This window comes from Sphingomonas leidyi (genome assembly GCF_011761945.1).
Taxonomy (GTDB): domain Bacteria; phylum Pseudomonadota; class Alphaproteobacteria; order Sphingomonadales; family Sphingomonadaceae; genus Sphingomonas; species Sphingomonas leidyi.
Genome location: NZ_JAASQV010000002.1, coordinates 829511 through 846267, shown reverse-complemented (window position 1 = coordinate 846267; position 16757 = coordinate 829511). Strand labels below are relative to the sequence as shown.

The window sequence follows — 16757 nt, the reverse complement described above, 5'->3', positions numbered from 1 at the left end:
CGCGCCCTTCCGGTCCGGGAGCGGCGATGCCCCCATCCGGTGCGTTCGTCATGCCCCGATGAGATGCAGCGTCGAGACCGCCATCGCGTTCCACACGCTATGTGCGCCCATCGTCACCGCGAACGCCTGACGGAAACCATGCGCCGGGCGGATCCGCATGTAGAGATGGGCCAATATGGCAAACGCCATTCCCGTGGCAATGGACGGGACGTTCGCGCCATGCGCGAGCCATCCGGCGGCAAAGGCAAGCATGAGCGCCAGCCAACGCCACGGGCCGCGCCATCTGCCCAACAGAGCCCATAGCAGAGAGAATAATATGGTCTCCAGGAAGGGAGACAGGAATATATCCACCAGCACCGATGCCGGAGTCATTTCCGCGGGCCGGTGCTCGACACCCCCAATCTCGCCGGAAAGCGCCGCCCACGCAAAGACGAAGGATGCGACGACAAGATAGATGCCGATGCCATAGGCGAGCGCGAGACGGGTCGCGCGCCCGAATTTCATTGGCGTCAATGCGATTTGGGGCGAACCTTCCTGCGAAGCGCCACGAATAGAAGACATGCACCAACCGACGCCATGAACGCAGGAAATCCGCGTATGCCGGCGAAGATATCCAGCACCGCGAAACATGCAACGGATATCAGAATGAAATAGAATATCTCATATTTGATCTTCATGCGATCCTCGATCGACAGGCTGGCGACACGAGGTCGCCAGCCGAGAAGATATCAGTGAAATCCGAGATTGGGTGGCGGCGGGCCGCCATTTTCCGCCACATGCTTTACCGCGTCATACACGGCCTTCCCGAGGAAGGATCCGATGAAAGCACGCGCGATCGTGCTCAGGCCTCCATTGACGAGGGCGATCTGATCGTCGTTCAGATCGATGATACCAACATCGCCGGAGAGTGAATGAGCGAAATTATCTGACACCATTTCGGCTCCATCTTTCAAACAGTACGACGGCACATTCCGAAGTTACTGAAATTTCATTTCATCATCAAATATAGATTCGGTCAATCGTTGACTCCGATCGGCATATTCGCCAGCATCATTACGAATCATGGCCGTATGGAGGAACTATGCAGTATTCTTATTTGAGTAATACTTCTGTCATGATCGAGTTGAACGCCGACGAGATCGATCAAGTCGATGGCGGCCTCTATCGCATCGCCGGGTCGGTGCTCGGCGGGCTGGTCTATGAGCTGGTGAAGCGCGTGGCGGAAAATGGTGGTCCGCCGCCACCCAATCTCGGCTTTCACTGATCGAAACACAGACCGCGGATGCGGGGCGGGCTTGCACGTCGGCGTCTGCGCGACACCCCTCTTCCCCGGGCCTCTTCCCCAGGCCGGATGGCGGGGAAGAGGGGCCCCCTCACGGCGGCACAGGCTGACCGGCCGTTCCCTTTGAGCAGAGGAAGGTGAAGCGGATTATTCCGCCGCCACCGCCTCCGCCGCATCGTCATTGAGCGGCTGGGGCAGGCGCGACAGCATTTCCCTGGGCACCACCTGCCAGAAGGCACCGATCGCGCGGTCCCAGTCCTCGAGCAGGCCGGCTGCCCATTTGCTGTCGGTCGCGGCGACATGCGCCTCGACCAGCGCGCGCAGCCGGGCTTCCCAATGCGCCGAGGCCAGACGCTGCCAGACGATGCTCTCCGGGTTGGCGCGCTGCGCGAAGCTGTCGTCCGCGTCATAGACGAAGGCCATGCCACCCGTCATGCCCGCGCCGAAATTCATGCCGACCTCGCCGAGCAGCACCGCGATGCCGCCGGTCATGTATTCGCAGCCATTCGCGCCGCAGCCTTCGACCACCACTTCGGCGCCCGAATTGCGCACCGCGAAGCGCTCGCCCGCCTGGCCGGCGGCGAACAGCCGGCCCGAAGTGGCGCCATAGAGCACGGTGTTGCCGAGGATCGTGTTCTTCCACGATTCGATCGGCGAGCTGACCAGCGGCCGCACCACGATCGTCCCGCCCGACAGGCCCTTGCCGACATAGTCGTTGCTGTCGCCGAACACTTCGAGCGTCACGCCCTTGCACAGGAACGCGCCGAGCGACTGGCCGGCCGAACCGCGCAGGCGGACATGGACATGCCCGTCGGCGAGCGCCGACATGCCGAAGCGGCGCGTGATCTCGGACGAGAGCCGCGTACCCACCGCGCGGTGCGTGTTCCGCACATTGTAGGTGAGCTGCATCTTCTCGCGCCGCGCGAAGACCGGGGCGGCATCCTTGATCATCTGCGCATCGAGGCTGTCGGGCACTTCGTTGCGGAAGGTCGACAGGCTGAAGCGGCGCTCGGCATCGTCGGCATCGACCTTGGCGAGTATCGGGTTCAGGTCGAGATCGTCGAGATGCTCGGCGCCGCGGCTGACCTGGCGGAGCAGCTCGGTGCGGCCGATCACTTCGTCCAGGCTCTTGAACCCCAGCCGCGCCAGGATCTCGCGGACCTCCTCGGCGATGAAGGTCATCAGGTTGATGACCTTTTCCGGCGTGCCGACGAATTTCTGGCGCAGCTTCTCGTCCTGGGTACAGACGCCGACCGGGCAGGTGTTCGAATGGCACTGGCGCACCATGATGCACCCCATGGCGACCAGCGACAGCGTGCCGATGCCGAACTCCTCGGCGCCAAGGATCGCGGCGATGACGATGTCGCGCCCGGTCTTGAGCCCGCCATCGGTACGCAGCTTCACCCGGCCGCGCAGGCCGTTGAGCGTGAGCGTCTGGTTCACTTCGGTCAGGCCCATTTCCCAGGGCGTGCCGGCATATTTCACCGAAGTCTGGGGCGAGGCGCCGGTGCCGCCGACATGGCCGGCGACGAGGATGACGTCGGCATGCGCCTTGGCCACGCCCGCCGCCACCGTGCCGATGCCCGCCGAGCTGACCAGCTTCACGCACACCCGGGCGCGCGGGTTGATCATCTTCAAGTCGTAGATGAGCTGCGCCAGGTCCTCGATCGAATAGATGTCATGGTGCGGCGGCGGCGAGATCAAAGTCACGCCCGGCGTCGCGTGGCGCAGCCTGGCGATGAACTCGGTGACCTTGAAACCGGGCAGCTGGCCGCCCTCGCCGGGCTTGGCGCCCTGGGCGACCTTGATCTCGATCTCGTCGCAGGCGTTCAGATATTCGGCGGTGACGCCGAAACGGCCCGAGGCGATCTGCTTGATCGTGGAATTGGCATTGTCGCCATTCTCGTACGGCGTGTAGCGGTTCTTGTCCTCGCCGCCTTCGCCCGACACCGCCTTGGCGCCGATGCGGTTCATCGCGATCGCCAGCGTCTCGTGCGCCTCCGGGCTGAGCGCGCCGAGCGACATGCCCGGCGTGACGAAGCGCTTGCGGATCTCGGTGATCGCCTCGACCTGGTCGATCTGGATGCCTTCGTTCGGGAAATTGAACTCGAGCAGGTCGCGCAGATAGACCGGCGGCAAGTCGCGCACGCCGCGCGAGAAGGCGAGATAGGACGAATAGCTGTCGGTCGAGACCGCCGTCTGCAGCAGGTGCATGAGCTGGGCCGAATAGGCATGCGTCTCGCCGCCATGGCGCTGGCGATAGAAGCCGCCGATCGGCAGTGTCGCGACGCCGCGATCATAGCCCGCCTGGTGACGAAGCATCGCCGAGAGATGGAGCGAGGCATAGCCCTCGCCCGAGATCTTGGCGGGCATGCCGGGGAACAGGTCGTTTACCAGCGCCCGGCTGAGGCCCACCGCCTCGAAATTATAGCCGCCGCGATAGGAGGAGATCACTGCGATCCCCATCTTCGACATGATCTTGAGCAGGCCCTCGTCGATCGCCTTGCGGTGGCGCTTGAGGCATTCCTCCAGCGCGATGTCGCCGAACAGGCCGCGCGCATGGCGATCGGCGATCGAGGCTTCGGTGAGATAGGCGTTCACCGTGGTCGCGCCGACGCCGATCAGCACCGCGTAATAATGGGTGTCGAGGCATTCCGAGCTGCGGACGTTGACCGAGGCGTAGGAACGCAGGCCCCGGCGGACCAGGTGCGTGTGCACCGCCGCCGCCGCCAGCACGCCGGCGATGGCGACGCGGCTCTCCGAAACATGCTCGTCCGTCAGGAACAGCTCGGTACAGCCGGCGCGGACCGCCTGCTCGGCCTCGTAGCGGATGCGGCGGATCGCCTCGCGCAGGTCGTCCGGATCGTCGCCGACCGGGAAGGTGCAGTCGATCTCGGCGCACTGGTCGCCGAAATGCTCGCGCAGCCGATCCCAATCGCCATTGGTGAGTACCGGGCTGTCGAGCACCAGCACCTTCGAGCCGCCGCCCTCGGTGTCGAGGATGTTGGCAAGGTTGCCGAAGCGCGTCTTGAGCGTCATCACCTGCCGTTCGCGCAGGGAGTCGATCGGCGGATTGGTGACCTGGCTGAAATTCTGGCGGAAGAACTGGCTGATCAGGCGCGGCTTGTCCGAGATGACGGCAAGCGGCGTGTCGTCGCCCATCGAGCCGATCGCTTCCTTGGCGGTCTCGACCATCGGGGCGAGGATCAGCTCCATGTCCTCGAGCGTCTGCCCGGCCGCGACCTGCCGACGGGTCAGCTCGGCCCGATCGAAGCGCAGCGGCGCGGCATCGGGCTCGGGCAGGTCGGCCACGGTGATGAACTCGCCGATCATGGCGGCATAGTCATGCTCGCCGGCGATCCTGTCCTTGATCTCGCGGTCGCAGAGCAGGACGCCCTGGTCGAGGTCGACCGCGATCATCTGGCCCGGGCCCATCCGGCCCTTGGCGATCACGGTCGATTCGGGGATCTGGACCATGCCGGTCTCGGAGCCGACGATCAGCAGGCCGTCCGAAGTCTGGGTGTAGCGCAGCGGGCGCAGCGCGTTGCGGTCGACGCCCGCCACCGCCCAGCGCCCGTCGGTCATCGCCAGCGCGGCGGGGCCGTCCCACGGCTCCATCACCGAGGCGAGATATTTGTACATCTCGAGATGCTTCCCGGGCGTATGCTCGTCCCATGCCTCGGGCACCAGCATCAGCTTGGCGGTGGGGGCGTCGCGGCCCGAGCGGCAGATCGCCTCGAACACCGCGTCGAGCGCGGCGGTGTCCGACGCGCCGGCCGGGATCACCGGCTTGATGTCCTCCGAACGCTCGCCAAAGGCGATGCTCGCCATCTTGATCTCGTGGCTGAGCATCCAGTTCTTGTTGCCGCGGATCGTGTTGATCTCGCCATTGTGCGCCAGGCAGCGAAAGGGCTGGGCCAGCCACCATTGCGGGAAGGTATTGGTGGAGTAACGCTGGTGGAAGATCGCCACGCGGCTGGTGAAACGCTCGTCGCGCAGATCCGGATAGAAGTCCGACAGGCTCTCGGCGAGGAACAGGCCCTTGTAGATGATCGAGCGCGTCGAGAGCGAGCAGATGTAGAAGCCGCTGATCTGCGCGGCGATCACCCGCTTCTCGATCCGGCGGCGGACGAGATAGAGTTCCTTCTCGAACTCGGCGGCGTCCATCGCGCCGGGGAGCGGCCCCGCGATCATGATCTGCTCGATCTCGGGGCGCGTCGCCTGCGCCTTCATGCCGATGACCGAGACGTCGACCGGCACCTGGCGCCAGCCATAGATGGTGTAGCCCGCCTCGATGATCTCGCTCTCGACGATCGTGCGGCAGGCCTCCTGCGCGCCCAGGTCGGTGCGCGGCAGGAAGACCATGCCCACCGCCAGCCGGTTCGGCAGCACGCGGTGGCCGCCCGCGGCGATCGCGTCGTCGAAGAAGCGGACGGGCAGGTCGACATGGATGCCGGCGCCGTCGCCGGTCTTGCCGTCGGCATCCACCGCGCCGCGGTGCCACACCGCCTTCAGCGCATCGATCGCCGACTGGACGACGCGGCGCGAGGGCTGGCCGTCGGTCGCGGCGACCAGGCCGACGCCACAGGCGTCTCCCTCGAACTCGGGACGGTACATGCCCTCGCGGGCGAGCCGTTCGCGTTCGTCCAGCTTCATCTCAACTACTCCGTGCCGGTCGACGAAGACGCATGGTCTTCGAGCGTTTCGGGATCGACGCCGAACAGTTCGGCGAGCTTCTTGCGTTCTGCGGGCGACAGGTCGCCCTTGGTGCGCACCGCCGGCAGGTCGGCAGTCGCAGCCTGCGCCTTCCGGACCAGGCCGGGCATCGCGTCCGTCAATTCGGGCATGATCGCGTTCATCGCCTCCATCATGTCCGGCCCCATGGCGATGAGGAGCGCGCGCGACGCATAATGGGCGCCCGCCGGCGTGGCGAAATAGCGATCGAGATCCTCGAGCTCGGCACCGCTGAACTCGCGGGCATAGGCCCTGGCCAATGCGACCCGCGCCTTCGGTTCGACCCTGGTCATGATGTCGCCCATGCCGGCGGTGATGACCTGCATCGTGCGGCGCTGGCGCTCCCGCCAGGCCGGATCGTAGATCTCCATGATCTCGCGCATCTTGACGGCACCCAGCGCCTGGGCCTGCGCCTCGGTGACTCCGCCCATCTGCGCCAGCTTGGCGACCGGCATCTCGCCCACCTGGCCGACGATCTTGTCCATCATCGCGTTGAAGCTCTTGTCGAACAGCTGCTTGTAGATGCCGGCCGGCAGCAGCTTGGCGACGAGACGATCGGCCACGGCCAGGCGAGCGGGATCGACCGGACCGAGCGCCGGCGCGGCTGGCGCGGGTTGCGGCACCGTCTGCGCCTGCACGGCGCCGCTGCCGGCGAACAGCAGGAAGGCGGCAAGGAAGGACGGGCGCATCACTTGCCGCCCTTCCTTGCGCGATAGTCCGCCGCCAGCTTGTCCTCCAGCGCCTTCAGCTTCGGGAGATTGGCCGCGATCAGCCTGTCCGCCCAGGCCTGGCTCGCCGCCGAGATCCTGGGATTGACCGTGCCCATCTTCTGCGACGCCGTGCTGCCGGCGAACGCCATCAGCGCGGGATAATCCTCCGCGGTCATCTTTGCCATCACCGCGGCGATCGCCGCCTGCTGCATCTCCTGCGGAGACTGGCCCGGCGCGCTGCCCATCCTCTCATAGGCTTCGGCGCGCACCTTCTGGCCGGTGGGGCTGCCGAAAAAGGCGAGCATGTCGGTCACCTCGGCGGGGGTCAGCGCGGTCCTGAGGATGCCCTCGATCTCCGCGCGCAGCGAGGGGAGCGCGGCGACCAGCGCCGACGCGAACTGCGCGCGCAGCTGGCCGCCCACCGCCTGGCGCATCGCGGGATCGGCGGCATAGGCTGCCTTGCGCTCGGGATTGGCGGCGATCTGCCGATCCATGCCGGTGTCGAAGGCCTTGCCGGCCAGCCGGGTGACCGCCTCGTCCGGCGCCAGCAATGCGACGAGCCTCTGGACATCGGTGTCGGCGACCGGCGCAGCAACCGGCGCGGCGGCGAACGCCGAAGCCGGGGTCGGTGCGGCGGCGCCCAGGGCAAGGGCCAGGAGGAAGGGCTTCATGGGCATCGACAACCTTATCAAGCAGCCCGTGCCGCATCGGCGCGGGCGCGCATCCAGGCATGCATGTGCGCCGCCACGTCGCGGCCGTCGCGAATCGCCCAGACGACCAGACTCGCGCCACGGACAATATCGCCGGCCGCGAAAACGCCGTCGAGGCTGGTCATCATCGTGCGCCCGTCCGTGCGCAGCGTGCCCCAGCGCGTGACGCCCAGCCCCTCGGCACCGAACAGGCGCGGCAGGTCCTCGGGCTCGAAGCCCAGCGCCTTGATCACCAGATCCGCCTGGAGCTGGAAGGCACCGCCCGGATCGAGTTCGGGCGCGCGACGGCCCGAGGCGTCGGGCGCACCCAGCCGCATGCGCGTGGCCCGCACGCCGCTGACCCGGTCGCCACCGTCAAAGGCTTCGGGAGCCGAGAGCCAGACGAACTCGACGCCCTCCTCCTCGGCATTGGCGGTCTCGCGCTGCGAGCCGGGCATGTTCGCCCGGTCGCGGCGATAAAGGCACTTCACCGAGGCCGCGCCCTGGCGAACGGCAGTGCGGACGCAGTCCATCGCGGTGTCGCCGCCGCCGATCACCACGACATGCTTGCCGTTCGCATCGAGGCTGCCGTCGTCAAAGGCCGGGACCGCATCGCCGAAGCCCTTGCGGTTTGAAGCCGTGAGATAGTCGAGCGCCTCGACGATTCCCGTCGCGCCGATGCCCGGCGCCTGGATGCCGCGCGCCTTGTAGACGCCGGTGGCGATCAGCAGCGCATCATGCCGCTTGCGCAGATCGTCGAGGCTCGCTTCCCGGCCGACCGCGAAGCCCAGGTGAAAGACGATCCCGCCCTGTTCGAGCCGCTCGATCCGGCGCATGACGATCTGCTTCTCGAGCTTGAAGCCCGGAATGCCGTAGGTGAGCAGTCCGCCGGCGCGATCGTGCCGGTCATAGACATGCACCTCATAGCCATATTCGCGCAGATACTCGGCCGCCGCCAGGCCCGCCGGCCCCGCGCCGACGATGCCGACCGACTGGCCGCGCGCCGGGCCCACCGCCACCGGCTCGACCCAGCCCTCTTCCCAGGCGGTGTCGGTGATGAACTTCTCGACCGAGCCGATGGTGACCGCACCATGGCCGGAGAATTCGATGACGCAATTGCCCTCGCACAGCCGGTCCTGGGGGCAGATGCGGCCGCAGATCTCCGGCATGGTCGAAGTGCTGTTCGACAGCGCATAGGCTTCGCGCAGGCGCCCCTCCGCCGTGAGGCGCAGCCAGTCCGGGATGTGATTGTGCAGCGGGCAATGCACCGAGCAATAGGGCACGCCGCATTGCGAGCAGCGGCTGGCCTGTTCCTCGGCCGTGGGCACCGCGTAGCGATCCGCGATCTCGCGGAAATCCTCCGCGCGCAGTTCCGCCCCGCGCTTGCTTGGATAAGCCTGCGCCGTTCCAACGAATTTGAGCATCGTTTCCGCCATGCGGCCGCGCTAACGCCGCAAGCGAGTCGATAAAAGTCAGCAAAGCTGACCTATATTAGGTTTTTCTGCGTCGCCGGCCTGAATTTGAAATATTCTTACGCCATTTTAGGGCCGGTACGGACCTTACCGCATCGAGAGCCAGACGATCGCCCCGATGCCGGCGATGATGCGGTACCAGGCAAAGGGCGCGAAACCATGTTTCGAGACGATGCCGACGAACCATTTGATGACGACGATCGCGACGACGAAGGCAGTGACGAAGCCGATGCCGATCTCGTCCCATCCCACGCGGGCCGAGGCGATCGCGTCGTGATTCTTGAGCAGCTCGAGCGTGGTGGCGCCCAGCATCGTGGGGATGGCGAGGAAGAAGCTGAACTCGGCGGCGGTGCGCCGCTCCACGCCCAGGCTGAGCGCGCCCATGATCGTCGCCCCCGAACGGCTTACGCCCGGGATCATCGCGATGCACTGGATGAAACCGATGCCGATCACCCGGACCAACGGGATCTCGGCGATGCCATGGATCGTCGCGGACTTCACCAGCCGCTCGATCACCAGGATCGCGATGCCGCCGATCACCAGTGCCCAGGCGACCACCATCGGCTCGCCGAGCAGCACCTCGATCTTCGAATGGAGCGCGAGGCCGATCACCGCGGCGGGGATGAAGGCGACGAGCAGGTTGCGGGTGAAGCGCCACGAGACCGGGTTCATCCGGAGGAGGCCGGAGGCCACCGCCCAGAAGGTCCGCCAGTAGAGCACCACTACCGCCAGGATGGCGCCGAGCTGGATGACGACATTGAACATCGCCCAGGTGGCGGCGTCATAGCCGAGCAGCTCGGACGCGAGGATCAGATGGCCGGTCGAGGAGACCGGCAGGAATTCGGTGATCCCCTCGACAATGCCGAGGAGGATCGCAACCAGGGTTTCGCTCATGCTTGGCTATGCTCCGATGCGCCGGCGGCGCGAGAAGATGTTCAGGCGGCCAGCCTGGCGAAGCGGCCGTTGCGGCGATAGCGGACGAGCCAAGTCGAGGCGACGCTGGCGAGCGGCGTCGGCACGATGCCGAGCGCCGCGAGCCCCGGCGCATCGCCCGCGACATTGTCCGCCTGGAGCATGCGCCACTGGTCGCGCGTGATCGGCGTGCCGGGCAACATGGCGATCAGCGCGCCGAGCGGATCGGGCAGTTCGGCAAAGGCCGGCTTGTGGCCGGTCGCGCCGGCGAGCCAGTGGAGGAGTTCGGCCATGGTCAGCGTGTCGGGCCCGCCCAGCGCATAGGCCTGGCCCGCGGACTGCTCCGGCGCGGCGAGCACCGCCGCCACCGCCCGGGCGACGTCGACGACATAGACCGGCTGGAAACGCACGCCGGCGCGCAGCACCGGCACCACCGGCCCCATGCCGAGCATCGCAGCGAACCGGTTGGTGAACTGGTCCTCGCGCCCGAAGACAAAGGAAGGACGCAGGATCACGGCTTCCGGAAAGGCCTGCCGCACCGCGGCCTCGCCCGCCGCCTTGGAACGGCCATAGGCGGAAGCCGAATCCCCCTCGGCGCCAAGCGCGGAGAAATGGACGAGCGATGCGACACCGGCCGCCCTGGCCGCAGTGGCGACGGTGCGCGCGCCGGCAGTGTTGACGCCGTCGAAATCGCCCTTGAGCACGCCCGCCAGGTTCACCACCGCATCGGCGCCGGCGACCGCGGCGGCGATCGTTTCGGGCCGAGTCACGTCGGCGGCGACGAACTGGGTCTGGCCCAGGCCGCCCAGCGGCTTGAGGAACCAGGCATCGCGCGGCCGGCGCTGGGCGATTCGCAGGCGCGCGCCCGCGGCGAGCAGTTCCTGCGCCACATAGCGGCCGACGAATCCGCCGCCGCCGATCAGCACTATGAGTTTGTCCTTCATGCCCTTGGTCCTGGAACTGAAACCTGCCTGCCGGCCGAGCCTCACCCCATGCCGCGCGGCGGACGGAGAGGCAAGCGCCGGATGGCACCGGGCAGGACGGACCGGATCAGCCGATCGTCATCAGGCTGGCATTGCCCCCCGCCGCGGTGGTGTTGATCGAGATCGATACTTCCTCGAGCAGCAGCTCGATCGGATAGCCGGATTCGCCCGTTGCCAGCAGCGGGACGATCGGTCCGTCCATCGCCGCCAGTTCCCGGGCCACCGCCACGACGTCCCCTTCGACCAGTGCCGCGGCGAGGGGCTCCGCCGCATCCGGCACGAAGGCCGCGGCGACCCGGGGCGGCAGGCCATGGGGCAACGCCATCCCGTCGAGCCTGCCCTTGTTGCCCGTCGCCAGCACCGCGGCCATCTGGTCATACAGGCCGGCCACCGTCACGGGGCGCATCAGGATGCGGCCGCGCGGATGGAGCGCATAGAGGTTGCGCTCGCCCACCGGCCCCGGCAGCTCGCGCTCGAAGCCGAGTGCCGAGGCCGCGCCATAGCGCCGCGCCGCATCGGCAGCCCGCACTTCGCCCTGGGCATCGAGCCAGGCGGCGAATTCGCCCAGCGGCGTCCCGGCCGATCCCATGGGCGCGATCGCAACCGGCGCCGCGCCCACCAGCCGGCCGAGATAGAGCGGCCCGCCCGCCTTGGGGCCGGTGCCCGAAAGCCCCCGCCCGCCAAAGGGCTGCACCCCGACGATCGCGCCGATCACGTTGCGGTTCACATAGAGATTGCCCGCCTTCACCCGCGCGGTCACTTCGGCGACCGTCTCGTCGAGCCGGGTGTGCAGGCCGAAGGTGAGGCCATAGCCGGTGGCGTTGATCGCATCGATCAGCGCCGGCAGGTCGTCGCGGCGATAGCGCAGCACGTGGAGCACCGGGCCGAACACCTCGCGCTCGACATCGGCGATCGCATCGATCTCGATGATGGTCGGCGGCACGAAGGTGCCGTGCCCGGTCGCGGCCGGCAGGTCCTGCTGCTCGATGCGGTGGCCCCGCGCGCGCATCGTCGCGACATGGCGCTCGATAGTGTCGCGCGCCTCGGCGGTGATCACCGGGCCGGTATCGACGTTGAGCGCGTCGGTGCGGCCGATGCGCAATTCCCTGAGCGCGCCCTTGAGCATCGTCAGCGTGCGATCGGCAACCTCTTCCTGCAGGCACAGGATCCGGAGCGCCGAACAGCGCTGGCCCGCGCTGTCGAACGCCGAGGCGATGACGTCGGCGACGACCTGCTCGGCTAGCGCGGAGGAATCGACGATCATTGCGTTCTGGCCGCCGGTCTCCGCCACCAGCGGAATCGGCCGGCCGGCCGGGGACAGGCGCGGGGCGAGCTGGCGCTGGATCAGGCGGGCCACTTCGGTCGAGCCGGTGAACATCACGCCGGCGGTCGCGGCCGCGCCGACCAGCGCCGCGCCGATCGCGCCGTCGCCGGGAACCAGCTGGAGCGCGTCGGCGGGGACGCCCGCCGCGTGGAGCAGCGCCACTGCCTGGGCGGCGATCAGGGGAGTCTCCTCGGCCGGCTTGGCGAGCACCGGATTGCCCGCCACCAGCGCCGCCGCCACCTGGCCGGTGAAGATCGCCAGCGGGAAATTCCACGGGCTGATGCAGACGACCGGACCCAGCGGCAGCTGGGCAGCGCCGAAGGTCGCACGTGCACGCGCCGCATAATAGCGCAGGAAATCAATCGCTTCGCGTACCTCCGCAATGGCATTGGGCAGCGATTTGCCTGCTTCGCGCACGATCAGGCCGAGCAGCACCGGCATTTGCGCCTGCATCGCATCGGCGGCGCGCTCGAGCATCGCAGCGCGTTCGGCGACCGGGGTGGCGCCCCAGCCAGAGGCCGCGGCACGCGCGACCGCGGCGGCCGCCGCCTCGGGCGAGATCTCGACCACGGCGCCGACCTCGTCACGATTATCCGCGGGATTCAATATCTTGCGCCCCACTCCCTGCCCATCGGCCGGGACCGCCCGCCATGCGATCGTCGCACTATGCTGGAGCGCCTGAGTCAGCTCCGTGAGCGCAGTCTCGTCACTCAGATCGATGCCGTCCGAGTTGCGGCGGTCCGGATAGAGCGTCGCGGGAAGCGCGATCCTGTCGTGATGCGCGCCCGGATCGGGCATCGCGCGCACCGTCTCGACAGGGTCCGCGACCAGCTCCGAAACGGGAATTTCGGGATCCGCGATACGATTCACGAAGGAGGAGTTGGCGCCATTCTCCAGCAAGCGGCGCACAAGATAGGCCAGAAGCGTCTCATGCGTGCCGACCGGCGCATAGATGCGGCAGGGGCGATCCAGCTTCGCCGCGCCCACCACCTGCTCGTACAGCGGCTCGCCCATGCCGTGCAGGCACTGGAACTCATATTGGCCCAGCGCGAAGTCCGGCCCGGCGAGCCGGTAGATCGTCGCCAGCGTCTGGGCATTGTGCGTGGCGAATTGCGGAAAGACCCGCGCACCCGCCGCGAGCAGCTTCCGCGCACAGGCGATGTACGCCACATCGGTATGCGGCTTGCGGGTATAGACCGGGAAATCGCGCAGCCCGTCGACCTGGGCGCGCTTGATCTCCGCGTCCCAATAGGCGCCCTTGACCAGCCGGACCATGATCCGCCGCCCGGCCCGCCCGGCAAGGTCGACGATCCAGTCGATCACGAAGGGGCAGCGCTTGCCATAGGCCTGGACGACGAAGCCGAGCCCGTCCCAGCCGGCCAGGTCGGGATCCAGCGCCAGGCTCTCCAGCAGGTCGAGCGAGATTTCGAGCCGGTCGGCTTCCTCGGCATCGATGTTGAGTCCGATATCATAGCGCCGCGCCAGCACCGCCAGCGTCTTCACCCGGGGGAGCAGCTCGCCCATCACCCGGTCCGCCTGGGCACGGCCATAGCGCGGGTGGAGCGCCGAGAGCTTGATCGAGATGCCCGGCCCCGCATAGACGCCGCGCCCGTTCGACGCCGTGCCGATCGCATGGATGGCGTTCTCGTAATCGCGATAATAGCGCTCGGCATCCGCCCCGGTGGTCGCCGCCTCGCCGAGCATGTCATAGCTGTAGCGAAAGCCCTTGGCCTCTTCGTGGCGCGCGCGCTTCAGCGCCTCGGCGATCGTCTCGCCGGTGACGAACTGCTCGCCCATCATCCGCATCGCCAGATCGATCGCGCGGCGGATCACCGGCTCGCCGGCGCGCGCGACGAGGCGCATCAGCGCGGCGCCCAGCCCGCGATCGTCGACGCTGTCGACCAGCTTGCCCGTCACCACCAGCGCCCAGGTCGCCGCATTGACGAACAGCGACTTGCCGCCGAGATGCGCGCGCCAGTCGCCATCGGCGATCTTGTCGCGGATCAGCGCGTCGCGCGTGGCATCGTCGGGGATGCGGAGCAGCGCCTCCGCCAGGCACATCAGCGCCACGCCCTCCTCGCTCGACAGGGCATATTCCTGCACCAGCGATTCTACCGCGCCGCCGCGGCGCCGGGCGCGCAGGCCGGTGACCAGCCGCGTCGCCGTCTCGCGGATCGCGGCGCGGGTGGCGGGATCGAGCGTCGCCGCTTCCAGCAGCGGCGCCACCGCCGCGCGCTCGTCGAGGCGATAGGCGGCGGTGATCGCCCGGCGGAGCGGAGTCGGTTCGCGGACGGGCGGAGCGAAGGCGGCGAAGGGCGCGGGCTGGGTCATCCCGCCATGATACGCCGCTTGTCCAGGTCGATCAGACTTTTGAAAGGCGAATCACAGGCGGAATCGCCATATTGACGGCCACCTGCTAGGCGGAATTCATGAAAAAGCCCCCCGCGACAGTCGAATTGGACGAGTTCGACCGCAAGATCGTTGCCGCGCTGGCCGCGGACGGCCGGATGACGGTGACCGAACTGGCCAGGCAGGTGGGGCTTTCCAAGACCCCGGCCCAGGTGCGGCTCAAGCGGCTGACCGATGCCGGAGTGATCCGCGGCTTCCGCGCGATCGTCGATCCCGCGCGGCTGGGCCTCGACCATATCGCCTTCACCGAGGTCAAGCTGGCCGACACGCGCGAAAAGGCGCTGCAGGAATTCAACGCGGCGGTTCGGCGCATCCCCGAGGTGGAGGAATGCCACATGCTCGCGAGCAACTTCGACTATCTGCTGAAGGTGCGCACCGCCGACATCCGCCGATATCGGATCGTGCTGGGCGAGAAGATATCGAGCCTGCCCCATGTCGCCAGCACCTCGACCTATGTCGCGATGGAGACGATCAAGGACTAGGTCGGGGATGACGGCTTCGCCGTTCGCCGCCGTGCCCTAGCCCTGCGGCCGCGCGCCCCGCGGGCCGAAATTGAGCCGGCGCGTGACATTGTAGTCGAGCACCGCCATCACGAAATAGGCTGCCGCCTGCTTGATCCGCGTCCAGGGGCCCGTGCGCGCCTTGTAGAGTTCGGGCGTGATCCGCTCCGAATGCGCCACCTCGCCATCGACGAATGCGCGGACATAGGCGGCGAAGGCGGGATCCTCGACGCGGAACATCAGTTCGAGATTGAGGAACATCGAGCGGATGTCGAAATTGGCCGAGCCGATATTCACCACGTCGTCGAGCAGGAACAGCTTCGCGTGGAGCTTGGTCGGCTGGTATTCGTAGATCTGCACGCGCTTCCTGAGCAGCCCGGCATAAGTGAAGCGCGCCGCCCAGATCGCGGCGCCATGATCGAGCCTGGACGGCAATATCAGCCGCACCCGCCCGCGCAGGCCGGCCCGGTCGAGCCGGCGGAGCATCGCCGGATTGGGTGCGAAATAGGCAGCCATGATGTCGATCGACTGCGCCCGCTCCATGTCGCGCTTCACTTCGCGCGCCCAGGGGGAGAGCCGGCGCATCGGGCCGCCGAGCAGCCAGCGCGTGGCGCCCTCGGGCTCGCTCCACGCCCGCAGCGTCTTCGCCAGCCTGCGCAGGCTGCCGCGCGGCCGCCGGGCCCAGTTCGACAGCGCATCATAATAGCCGACCAGGCGGCCCGCCGCCGGACCTTCGATCAGCAGCCCCAGATCCCGCCAGGCGGCCTGCTCGATCGTGCCGAAATAACTGTCCTCTATGTTGAATCCGCCGACGATCACCCGCGCCTCGTCGGCGAGCGCGAGCTTCTGATGGTTCCTGAGCAGATAGCGCCGGCCCCAGCGCGGCACGAAGCGGCAGACGTCGACGCCGGCCGCATGGAGCGGATCGAAGAAGCCATGGCTCTGGGCATGCTCGCTGCCCAGCCCGTCGACGATCAGGCTCACCTTCACGCCGCGCGCCGCCGCGTCCAGCAGCGCCTGGCGCACCGCGGCGCCGGCCGCATCGTCGACATAGATATAGTAGAGCACCCGGAGCGTCCGTTCGGCGCGGCGCATCAGGTCGAGCAGCGCCTCCAGCCGCTCGGGCCCGTCGGGCAGCAGCGTCAGCCGGTTGCCGTCGACGGTGTAGCTCGGCTGGGTGAAGCGCATCGCCGGGTGATGCGGGACCATGGGCACGGGGGCAAGGGGGGCGAGCGCTTCCAAGGGGACTCCGCGGGCATCGTTGCGATGGCGTTCCCAACGCGCCGCGCGCGATTCGGTTCGCCGCGCGGGCGCAAGGCCCATTTTCTTGACTTTTCCACAGCCGGACCCTAAGTCGCCGCCTTTCCCGGACACTCCGTTTTTCAAGGAAGCGTAGATGGCGCGCGTCACTGTCGAAGATTGCGTCGACAAGGTTCCCAACCGTTTCGATCTCGTGCTGTTCGCGGCGCAGCGCGCCCGCCAGATCTCGGGCGGCGCCGATCTGACTCTCGATCGCGACCGCGACAAGAACCCGGTCGTGGCGCTCCGCGAGATCGCGGAAGAGACGATTCGGCCGACTCACCTCGAAGAGGCCGTGGTCTCGAGCCTGCAGCGCGTGCAGATCGACGACGAAGAAGCGCCGGACGAAGTCGGCTCGATCGCGGCTTCGGCCGAGGCGCTGCGCCTCACTGCCGCTGCCCCGCCGCGCAACCAGAATCTGGGCGGCGACTACGACGGCTGAG

13 protein-coding genes are annotated in these 16757 nt (G+C 67.7%); 3 read left to right on the top strand and 10 right to left on the bottom strand.

Annotation, left to right across the window (positions count from 1 at the left end):
* Positions 1 to 48 precede the first annotated feature (48 nt).
* Complete coding sequence (locus tag FHR20_RS13930; RefSeq protein ID WP_167300181.1) at positions 49 to 561, bottom strand: hypothetical protein; 513 nt, start codon at positions 559 to 561, stop codon at positions 49 to 51.
* A gap of 167 nt (positions 562 to 728) precedes the next feature.
* Positions 729 to 935, bottom strand: coding sequence for a hypothetical protein (locus FHR20_RS13925; RefSeq protein ID WP_208413585.1), 207 nt, complete (start codon positions 933 to 935; stop codon positions 729 to 731).
* Between the two features lie 179 nt (positions 936 to 1114).
* Here FHR20_RS13925 and FHR20_RS13920 point away from each other — a divergent pair, with 179 nt between their 5' ends.
* The gene (locus tag FHR20_RS13920; protein WP_167300179.1) at positions 1115 to 1264 is read left to right on the top strand and encodes a hypothetical protein; all 150 of its coding nucleotides are present in this window, start codon (positions 1115 to 1117) and stop codon (positions 1262 to 1264) included.
* 165 nt (positions 1265 to 1429) lie between these two features.
* Here the strand turns inward: FHR20_RS13920 and gltB are convergent, their stop codons facing one another.
* The 7 genes from gltB to putA all read right to left on the bottom strand — a co-directional run bounded on the left by gltB (position 1430) and on the right by putA (position 14437).
* Positions 1430 to 5938, bottom strand: a complete 4509-nt coding sequence (gene gltB / locus FHR20_RS13915; protein ID WP_167300178.1) for a glutamate synthase large subunit — start codon at positions 5936 to 5938, stop codon at positions 1430 to 1432.
* 5 nt (positions 5939 to 5943) lie between these two features.
* Complete coding sequence (locus FHR20_RS13910) at positions 5944 to 6705, bottom strand: DUF2059 domain-containing protein (protein ID WP_167300177.1); 762 nt, start codon at positions 6703 to 6705, stop codon at positions 5944 to 5946.
* Positions 6705 to 7397 carry a DUF2059 domain-containing protein gene (locus FHR20_RS13905; RefSeq protein ID WP_167300176.1) on the bottom strand — a complete coding sequence of 231 codons (693 nt, stop codon included), beginning with the start codon at positions 7395 to 7397 and terminating at the stop codon, positions 6705 to 6707. Before FHR20_RS13905 ends, FHR20_RS13910 begins: the two co-directional genes overlap by 1 nt.
* 17 nt (positions 7398 to 7414) lie before the next feature.
* Entirely contained in the window at positions 7415 to 8851 is a 1437-nt protein-coding gene (locus FHR20_RS13900; protein ID WP_167300175.1) for an NAD(P)-dependent oxidoreductase, read from the bottom strand.
* Between the two features lie 123 nt (positions 8852 to 8974).
* Positions 8975 to 9781: an undecaprenyl-diphosphate phosphatase gene (locus FHR20_RS13895; RefSeq protein ID WP_167300174.1), complete on the bottom strand. Its 807-nt coding sequence runs from the start codon at positions 9779 to 9781 to the stop codon at positions 8975 to 8977.
* 41 nt (positions 9782 to 9822) lie between these two features.
* On the bottom strand, positions 9823 to 10743 hold the full coding sequence (locus FHR20_RS13890; RefSeq protein WP_167300173.1) for an NAD-dependent epimerase/dehydratase family protein: 921 nt from the start codon (positions 10741 to 10743) through the stop codon (positions 9823 to 9825).
* 106 nt (positions 10744 to 10849) lie between these two features.
* Positions 10850 to 14437 carry a trifunctional transcriptional regulator/proline dehydrogenase/L-glutamate gamma-semialdehyde dehydrogenase gene (gene putA, locus FHR20_RS13885; protein ID WP_167300172.1) on the bottom strand — a complete coding sequence of 1196 codons (3588 nt, stop codon included), beginning with the start codon at positions 14435 to 14437 and terminating at the stop codon, positions 10850 to 10852.
* 98 nt (positions 14438 to 14535) lie between these two features.
* Here putA and FHR20_RS13880 point away from each other — a divergent pair, with 98 nt between their 5' ends.
* Complete coding sequence (locus tag FHR20_RS13880) at positions 14536 to 14997, top strand: Lrp/AsnC family transcriptional regulator (RefSeq protein WP_167300171.1); 462 nt, start codon at positions 14536 to 14538, stop codon at positions 14995 to 14997.
* 36 nt (positions 14998 to 15033) lie between these two features.
* Here FHR20_RS13880 and FHR20_RS13875 read toward each other — a convergent pair whose 3' ends face one another.
* Positions 15034 to 16203, bottom strand: coding sequence for a phospholipase D-like domain-containing protein (locus tag FHR20_RS13875; RefSeq protein ID WP_167300532.1), 1170 nt, complete (start codon positions 16201 to 16203; stop codon positions 15034 to 15036).
* A 208-nt stretch (positions 16204 to 16411) separates the two neighbouring features.
* On the opposite strand from FHR20_RS13875, the gene rpoZ reads away from it, so the two are divergent.
* A complete protein-coding gene (gene rpoZ, locus FHR20_RS13870) occupies positions 16412 to 16756 on the top strand; it encodes a DNA-directed RNA polymerase subunit omega (RefSeq protein WP_086127653.1) in 345 nt (114 codons plus the stop codon).
* Position 16757 lies beyond the last annotated feature (1 nt).

Bases quoted from the DNA above. Each gene is read 5' to 3' on its own strand.
- FHR20_RS13905 (WP_167300176.1), bottom strand. From the start codon at position 7,397: ATGAAGCCCTTCCTCCTGGCCCTTGCCCTGGGCGCCGCCGCACCGACC.
- FHR20_RS13875 (WP_167300532.1), bottom strand. From the start codon at position 16,203: ATGCGCTTCACCCAGCCGAGCTACACCGTCGACGGCAACCGGCTGACG.
- FHR20_RS13920 (WP_167300179.1), top strand. From the start codon at position 1,115: ATGATCGAGTTGAACGCCGACGAGATCGATCAAGTCGATGGCGGCCTC.
- putA (WP_167300172.1), bottom strand. From the start codon at position 14,437: ATGACCCAGCCCGCGCCCTTCGCCGCCTTCGCTCCGCCCGTCCGCGAA.
- FHR20_RS13890 (WP_167300173.1), bottom strand. From the start codon at position 10,743: ATGAAGGACAAACTCATAGTGCTGATCGGCGGCGGCGGATTCGTCGGC.
- FHR20_RS13880 (WP_167300171.1), top strand. From the start codon at position 14,536: ATGAAAAAGCCCCCCGCGACAGTCGAATTGGACGAGTTCGACCGCAAG.
- FHR20_RS13900 (WP_167300175.1), bottom strand. From the start codon at position 8,851: ATGGCGGAAACGATGCTCAAATTCGTTGGAACGGCGCAGGCTTATCCA.
- FHR20_RS13895 (WP_167300174.1), bottom strand. From the start codon at position 9,781: ATGAGCGAAACCCTGGTTGCGATCCTCCTCGGCATTGTCGAGGGGATC.
- FHR20_RS13925 (WP_208413585.1), bottom strand. From the start codon at position 935: ATGGTGTCAGATAATTTCGCTCATTCACTCTCCGGCGATGTTGGTATC.
- FHR20_RS13910 (WP_167300177.1), bottom strand. From the start codon at position 6,705: ATGCGCCCGTCCTTCCTTGCCGCCTTCCTGCTGTTCGCCGGCAGCGGC.
- gltB (WP_167300178.1), bottom strand. From the start codon at position 5,938: ATGAAGCTGGACGAACGCGAACGGCTCGCCCGCGAGGGCATGTACCGT.
- FHR20_RS13930 (WP_167300181.1), bottom strand. From the start codon at position 561: ATGTCTTCTATTCGTGGCGCTTCGCAGGAAGGTTCGCCCCAAATCGCA.
- rpoZ (WP_086127653.1), top strand. From the start codon at position 16,412: ATGGCGCGCGTCACTGTCGAAGATTGCGTCGACAAGGTTCCCAACCGT.